This is a genomic window from Nocardiopsis sp. TNDT3, from assembly GCF_003427465.1.
Classification (GTDB): Bacteria; Actinomycetota; Actinomycetes; order Streptosporangiales; family Streptosporangiaceae; genus Nocardiopsis; species Nocardiopsis dassonvillei.
In genome coordinates this window covers 1-6,635 of sequence record NZ_QPFC01000439.1, presented here as the reverse complement: position 1 = coordinate 6,635, position 6,635 = coordinate 1, and the positions used below count along the sequence as shown (strand labels likewise).

At 69.8% G+C, this 6,635-nt stretch carries 7 protein-coding genes; 2 read left to right on the top strand and 5 right to left on the bottom strand.

The genetic code is table 11. The annotated features are described in order from the left end of the window. Positions 1–40: 40 nt before the first annotated feature. The 4 genes from pstS to trxA form a co-directional block, all read right to left on the bottom strand. Positions 41–1,216, bottom strand: coding sequence for a phosphate ABC transporter substrate-binding protein PstS (gene pstS, locus DQW06_RS11580; RefSeq protein ID WP_013156375.1), 1,176 nt, complete (start codon positions 1,214–1,216; stop codon positions 41–43). A gap of 406 nt (positions 1,217–1,622) precedes the next feature. Next, complete coding sequence (locus DQW06_RS11575; RefSeq protein WP_041553451.1) at positions 1,623–2,414, bottom strand: response regulator transcription factor; 792 nt, start codon at positions 2,412–2,414, stop codon at positions 1,623–1,625. Positions 2,415–2,547: 133 nt separating this feature from the next. After that, positions 2,548–3,420, bottom strand: coding sequence for a phosphate ABC transporter ATP-binding protein PstB (gene pstB / locus DQW06_RS11570; RefSeq protein ID WP_013156377.1), 873 nt, complete (start codon positions 3,418–3,420; stop codon positions 2,548–2,550). Positions 3,421–3,924: 504 nt separating this feature from the next. Further along, positions 3,925–4,296, bottom strand: a complete 372-nt coding sequence (gene trxA / locus DQW06_RS11565; protein WP_013156378.1) for a thioredoxin — start codon at positions 4,294–4,296, stop codon at positions 3,925–3,927. A gap of 282 nt (positions 4,297–4,578) precedes the next feature. Between trxA and DQW06_RS11560 the strand changes: the two genes are divergently transcribed. After that, complete coding sequence (locus DQW06_RS11560; RefSeq protein WP_026338634.1) at positions 4,579–4,935, top strand: YidH family protein; 357 nt, start codon at positions 4,579–4,581, stop codon at positions 4,933–4,935. Beyond that, positions 4,932–5,303, top strand: a complete 372-nt coding sequence (locus DQW06_RS11555; RefSeq protein ID WP_013156380.1) for a DUF202 domain-containing protein — start codon at positions 4,932–4,934, stop codon at positions 5,301–5,303. The genes DQW06_RS11560 and DQW06_RS11555 overlap by 4 nt, the downstream gene beginning before the upstream one ends. Before the next feature lie 239 nt (positions 5,304–5,542). Here DQW06_RS11555 and DQW06_RS11550 read toward each other — a convergent pair whose 3' ends face one another. Next, positions 5,543–6,526, bottom strand: a complete 984-nt coding sequence (locus tag DQW06_RS11550; RefSeq protein ID WP_071621008.1) for an NAD(P)-dependent oxidoreductase — start codon at positions 6,524–6,526, stop codon at positions 5,543–5,545. Positions 6,527–6,635 lie beyond the last annotated feature (109 nt).

Sequence of the window (6,635 nt, the reverse complement as noted above, 5' to 3'; positions counted from 1 at the left end):
TGCGGGGCCGGGACGACTCTCCCGGCCCCGCGGGGCGTTCCTACTCGGTGGTGGCTTCGGCCTCGGGAGCGCTCTCCTCGGCGCTCTCCTCGGCTCCGGCCTCCTCCTCGGCGCCGGCGTCGGCACCGCCGTTCTCGGCGTTGGTCTTCTCCAGCTCGGCGACGACGCGGTCGGTCAGCTCCTGGCCCAGCGGCGCGTAGCCCAGCTCACCGGCCAGCTCGCGGGCGCCCTCGTCGGTCAGGGCCCAGGTCCAGAAGTCGATGATGGCGTCGGCGCTGGCCTGCTCGTAGCCGCAGGTGTAGGTGAAGATCCAGTTGGAACCGGCGATCGGGTAACCCTCGCCGCCGATGTTGTCGATCGCGAACTGGAAGTTGTCCGGGATCTCGGCCTCCTCGGAGGCCGCGATGGTGGACTCCAGGGTCGGCTCGATCGGGTTGCCGTCCTCGTTCACGATGTGGGCGACGGACAGGCCCGCCTCCTGCGCGAAGGACTGGTTCACGTAGCCGATGCCGCCGGGGTTCTGGGTGATGCCCTGGGCGACGCCGTCGTTCTGCTGGCCGCCGACCAGGCCGTCGGCCCACTCGATCTCCTTGCCCTCGCCGTACTTCTCGGCCCAGGAGTCGACCTCGGTGCTCAGGTAGTGCGAGAACACGTAGGTGGTGCCGGAGCTGTCGGAGCGGTGGACGGGGATGATCTCGTCGCCGGGCAGCTCCATGTCCGGGTTGAGCTCGGCGATGGCCGGGTCGTCGAACGTGGTGATCTGGCCGTCGTAGATGGCCGCGATGGTCGCCGCGTCCAGGACCAGGCCGTCCAGCTCGGGGTTGTTGAAGGCGATGACGACCGCGCCGAAGACGACCGGGAACTGCACGGCCTCACAGCCGCGGGCCTCGGAGGCGGCCGCGAGGTCCTCCTCGCCCAGCGGCTCCTCGGAGGAGCCGAAGTCGACGGTCTGCTCCAGGAACTGCTCCACGCCGGCACCGGAGCCCACGCTCTGGTAGTTGACGCTGACGCCGGGCTGGACGTCGTTGGAGTAGGTGTAGATCCAGTCCTGGAACAGGGGGTCGGGGAAGCTGGCCCCGGCACCGGTCAGGGAGGCGCTGAGGTCGCCCCCGCCACCGCCGGAGCCGTCGCCGCCGGTGTCGCCTCCGCTGCTGCACGCCGCCGCGAGCAGGGGGATGGCCGCCAGGACGGCGAGCTTGGAACGCCCGTTGCGCATGTCGTAGTTCTCCTCGTTGAATCACCGCTGTCGGGGCTGACGTGAAATGACAGTAAGTGCGCAGGAAGACGCTGTGTCATCGAGATGAAGGCGGGATGGTAGAAGAAGGGTGAATGCGAAGTGAATGGCGGTAACCATCTGATAACGGGTGTGTGTTTTCGGCTCCGCGCGGATCCTGTTATGTTCCGGGGACAGGCGGTGATGACCTGCGGGTATGGTCGTGGGGGCCGGGAGCGGCGCGGTGGTTTCCCGGTGGCGAAGGTGACACGTCGGATTGTTCGATGATTCATCTTCGCGTTCGTCTCGGACCGAGGTGACGTGAAGATGAACAAGGGGTCTCGTCGGCATCACCGAAAGGACCCGGAGGAGGGGAATTCACCGATCCCGTCCCGCGCTTTTCCTCCGCTCAGGAACCGTTCGCCGTGTCCAGTCGGTAGCCGATCCCCCGGACCGTGTGGATGAACCTGGGCTGTGCCTCGGAGTCACCCAGCTTGTGCCGCAGGCGCCGGATGTGCACGGCGATGGTGTTGTTCACCGGAGGCAGCGGCTTGTGCCAGACCTCGGTCCACAGCTCCTCGCGGCTGACCACCCTGCCGCTGTGCCTCAGCAGGAAGTCCATGATCCCGAACTCCCGCAGCGCCAGGTTGACCGGGTTGCCGTCCACGAAGAGCCGGTGCCCCAGCGCGTCCAGCTCCAGGGCGCCCGAACGCAGCGCGGCCGAGGAGGCGGTGCCGTCCGGGCCGCCGCCGTCCGGTCCCGGGAGGGAGCCGCGCAGCAGCGCCGCCAGCTCCGGGATCCGGTAGGGGCGGTTGACGCACGCGGTGGCTCCGGCCGCCAGCGCGCGCATCGCCCGCTGGGAGTCGCCGGGGCCCACCCCGATGAGGATCGGGATGTCCGTCGCCCGCCGGGTCACCCGCACCAGCGTCTCCAGGTCCACCTCGGGCGGAGTGGCGCTGGTCACCAGGGTGTCCGGTCGCATCATCCCCACCCGCAGCAGCGCCTCGGCGCCGTCCACGCACACCGTGATGTCCACGTCGTGCCCGCTCAGCGACAGCACCAGCTGGTGCGACTGCTCCGACTCGGGCTCCACTAGCAGGACCCGGAGCGGTCCCTCCGACCGTTCCGAGCGCTCGACCATTTCGTCCTCGACCGGGGCACCCGGGAACGGGACGGATGCGGACGTTGTGAGCGCGGGCATGGGAGGTCCACTTCGTCGAAGGAACAGTGGGGCGGATCCCCGGGAAGGGTGCTCCGGCCTGACCGAAACGGCCCTCCGGTCGACGGTCGCGACCGGAGGGCCCGCGGCCGTGGGGGAGCCGGAGGTCAGCGGTTTAACCGAAGCGACCGCTGATATAGTCCTCGGTCCTCTGGTCGGACGGCTTGCTGAAGATCGTCGCGGTCTCGTCGAACTCCACCAGGCTGCCGTAGCGGTCGCCCGCGTCGTCCACACCGGCGGTGAAGAAGGCCGTGCGGTCGGACACGCGCGCCGCCTGCTGCATGTTGTGCGTGACGATGACGATGGTGTACTCGCTGGCCAGCTCGTACATCAGGTCCTCGATCTTGAGGGTCGCGATGGGGTCGAGCGCCGAGCAGGGCTCGTCCATCAAGATCACCTCGGGGTTGACCGCGATGGTGCGCGCGATGCACAGGCGCTGCTGCTGGCCGCCGGAGAGGGCGAAGGCGCTCTCCTTGAGCTTGTCCTTGACCTCGTCCCACAGGGCGGCCTTGGTCAGCGTCTCCTCGACCAGGTCGTCCATGTTGCCGCGGACGCCGTTGATCTTGGGGCCGTAGGCCACGTTGTCGTAGATCGACTTGGGGAACGGGTTGGGCTTCTGGAAGACCATGCCGATCCGGCGGCGCACCTCGATGGGGTCCACCTCCGAGGCGTACAGGTCCTCGCCGTGGTAGGTGACCTTGCCCTCGATGCGGGCTCCGGGGATGAGGTCGTTCATGCGGTTCAGGGTCCGCAGGACGGTGCTCTTGCCGCAGCCGGACGGCCCGATCATCGCCGTGATCTGACGGGGGCCCACCTTCAGGTCCACGTCGCGCACGGCCTTGTTGGAGCCGTAGTAGATGGAGAGCCCGGAGACGTCGAAGACGGGGTCGCCCAGGTCGGGAACCTCGCGGTTGTACCGGACGGTGTCGGGGGCGACGCCGCGACCGGTCTCGGTGCCGCGAGGGGAGGCGGTGTTGCTGACAGACATGAGGCCACTTCCGGGTCGGACTGTGCGTGCGCGGGAGGTGCGCGGCCGGAGCCGCGGAGCGCGGTCGAACCCATGCAAATATGTCCGTATGAAGCAACGGTGAACGAACCCCGTGGCGAAGGTGAACGTGGGCGGTGAACTCGGAGGCGTGGCGATCGCGAGGCGTTGTCCTCCCGTCACCGAAGGAGGTGCGGACCGCCTCTGGAGTGCGGTTCGTCCCGTCTGGGAGGATCGGGCCCCGGGTGGGCCGAAACTCGCCGGACGGGTGGACAGGTGACCGGCCGCAAACCTCTTGATGACTTTTCGGTCTTCCTGTTTCGCCCTTTTCGGTCCTATCCGCGCGAGGCCCGGTCTCCTGCCGGGGCGGGGCGGCGTCCCGTCCGGAGGCCGTCGCCGCGTCCGCCCGGCCGGGCCCCGTCCGGACGCGCGAACGCCCCGGACGCCGCCCTCCGTGGGAGGGGGCGTCCGGGGCGCGCGGAAACGGTCCGTGCCGCTCCGGGAGTGTTACTCCGGTGAGCCGCCCTGCTCGGCGATCTTCTCCCGCACCTCGTCCATGTCCAGCTCCTTGGCCTGCGTGATGAGGCTCTCCAGAGCCTCGGAGGGCAGGGCCCCGGGCTCGTTGTAGATGACGGTGCGCTCGCGCACGATCATCAGGGTCGGGATGGACTGGATCTTGAACTCGAAGGCGAGTTCGCGCTGCGCCTCGGTGTCCACCTTGGCGTGGACGATGTCGGTGTGCTTCTCCGAGGAGGTCTCGAACACCGGGGCGAACTGCCGGCAGGGACCGCACCAGTCCGCCCAGAAGTCGATGAGGACGAAGTCGTTGTCCTTCAGCGTCTCCGCGAAGTTGTCCTTGGTGAGCTCGACCGTGGGCACGTGGTCTCCTGTATCTGTTCGTTGGTTGGTGTCGACCGTCGGCCAACCGCCATCTCTCAGTGCTACAGCGGTCGTGCCCGTTCGTTTGTTCCGCATGCCTGCCGCGGCCGGTGAACCATCCCGCAGTCTGGTTGTTTTACGCCATAACACGCCTTACATACCTGTTTGGGAGGAAAGAGGCGCGACGGCTAGTGTCGTCTGGAGGGACGCGGGCCCCACGTGGCGGGCCCGGCCCGGTTCGGGGGCGAACCCGGGCCGTCCCTGTCGAAAGGGGGGAGTGGGATGGGTTCCGAAGCCTCTCCGCGGGACGCGGAGGGTCCTTCCGTGGACTACCGGTTCACCCTCGCCAACGAGCGGACCTTCCTCGCCTGGGTGCGCACCGCGCTGGCCCTGCTCGCCGGTGCCGTCGCCGTCCTGCACCTGCTCCCGCTGGGCTGGGCGGAGGGGCCGCGCACCGCGGTCGGCCTGCTGCTGGCGGTGCTGGCCGGGGTCATCACCGTCTACGCCCCGCTGCGCTGGTACCGCGTGCAACAGCTCATGAGTCGCGGCGCGGCCCTGAAACTGAGTGCGCTCCCGCTCGTCACCGCCCTGGCGGTGGGGCTGGTGTGCGCTCTGGTTCTGCTGGGCAACCTGCTGTGACCACCCCCGTCGAACGCGATCCCGGCATGCAGCCGGAGCGCACCCTGATGTCCTGGCACCGCACGATCGCCCTGCTGGTCGTGGTGGGGCTGCTGTTCCTGCGCGGCTCCCTGGCCCCCGGCGACGACGCCTTCCCGCAGGCTCCGCCCGAGGTGCGCGTGGCCACCACGGTCGGACTGCTGCTCCTGGCGGGGGTGCTGGCCGCGCACGTGTGGCTGCGGTGGCGGGCCGGCGGGCACGGCGCGCCCGTTCCGGGAACCGGGCGGCCCTCGCCGTCCGTGGCGGGCCCGTGGGCGATGGCGCTCCTGTGCGCGGGCGTGCTCGCCCTGAGCTGCGTCCTGGTGGTGACGGTGCTGCTGCCTCTCTGAGGACCCGGCCCCCTCGTCCGCGCCGCCCGGAGGCGGACGCGCCCGTCCATGCCCTCGGCGGGCCCGCGGTCCACCGGCGCCGATCGCCCTCGTGCGGGCATGGGGGAGCGCCGGACCCGTCCGGGACGCGCGACCGTCCCGTCGGAGGGAAGGGCCGGAGCCGTGGTCCTTCGTCTCCTTGTCCCGTGTCGGTCGGCCGAGGCGGAGAGGGCGCCCCGGACCGGACCCTTCAGGTTCGGTTACGCCGGCTGCGGTACGGAGCCGACCGCACGGCGGTGTTCCATGATCGAACGGATGATGTCGTTGAGGTCGCGCTCGGGGCGGTACCCGATCAGCCGCGCGGCCAGCGAGGTGTCCGGGTAGCGGCGCTGCATGTCCTCGTAGCCCTCGCCGTAGGCCTCCTCGTAGTCGACGTAGGTGATCGCGCTCCTCGAACCCGCCAGCTCCACGACCCGGTCGGCCAGGCCCTTGATGGAGACCTCCTCGTGTCCGCCGAGGTTGACGGCCTGGTTGTAGGCCTCGGGGGTGTCCATCAGCCGCAGGAGCGCGGGCACCACGTCGAACACCGAGCCGAAGCAGCGGCGCTGCGTCCCCGTCCCGTACACGGTGATGGGCTCGTCCGCCAACGCCTGGTCCACGAAGCGCGGGACCACCATCCCGTACCGGCCCGTCTGGCGGGGGCCGACCACGTTGAAGAAGCGGGTGATGACGCACGGCACGCCCGACTCGACGCCGTGCACGTAGGCGACGAGCTCGTCCAGCCCCTTCGCCGCGGCGTAGGACCAGCGGCTCTTGGTCGCCGGTCCGTAGACGCGGTCGTCGCCCTCCTTGAGACCGTCGGCGTCGTTCTTGCCGTAGACCTCGCTGGTCGAGGCGACCATGTAGGGCACGCGGTGCGCCACGGCCGCCTCCACCACGTTCTCCGTCCCGTGCAGGTTGATCCGCAGGGAGCGCAGCGGGTTGTCGACGATGTTGTACACGCCCACGGCCGCCGCGAGGTGGAACACGGCGTCCGCCGGGGCGACCAGGGAGTCGACCAGTTCCCGGTCCAGGACGTCCCCCTCCACGAACCGGAACCCGGGCGAGCCCTGCGCCTGGACCAGGTTCGCCAGGGTCCCGGTCGACAGGTCGTCCAGGACGGTGACCTGGTGGCCCCGGGCGATCAGGTGGTCGCACAGGTGTGAGCCGATGAAGCCGGCTCCTCCGGTGACTACAGCCTTCATGGTTTCCCCTCCACTCGGTGTTCTCTCTCGCCGTTCCCCGACTGGGAACGGCGTGTGTGCGCGGTCGTCGCGGCCGCGCACGGTGGGGCGGCGCGCGGCGCCGCCGGCC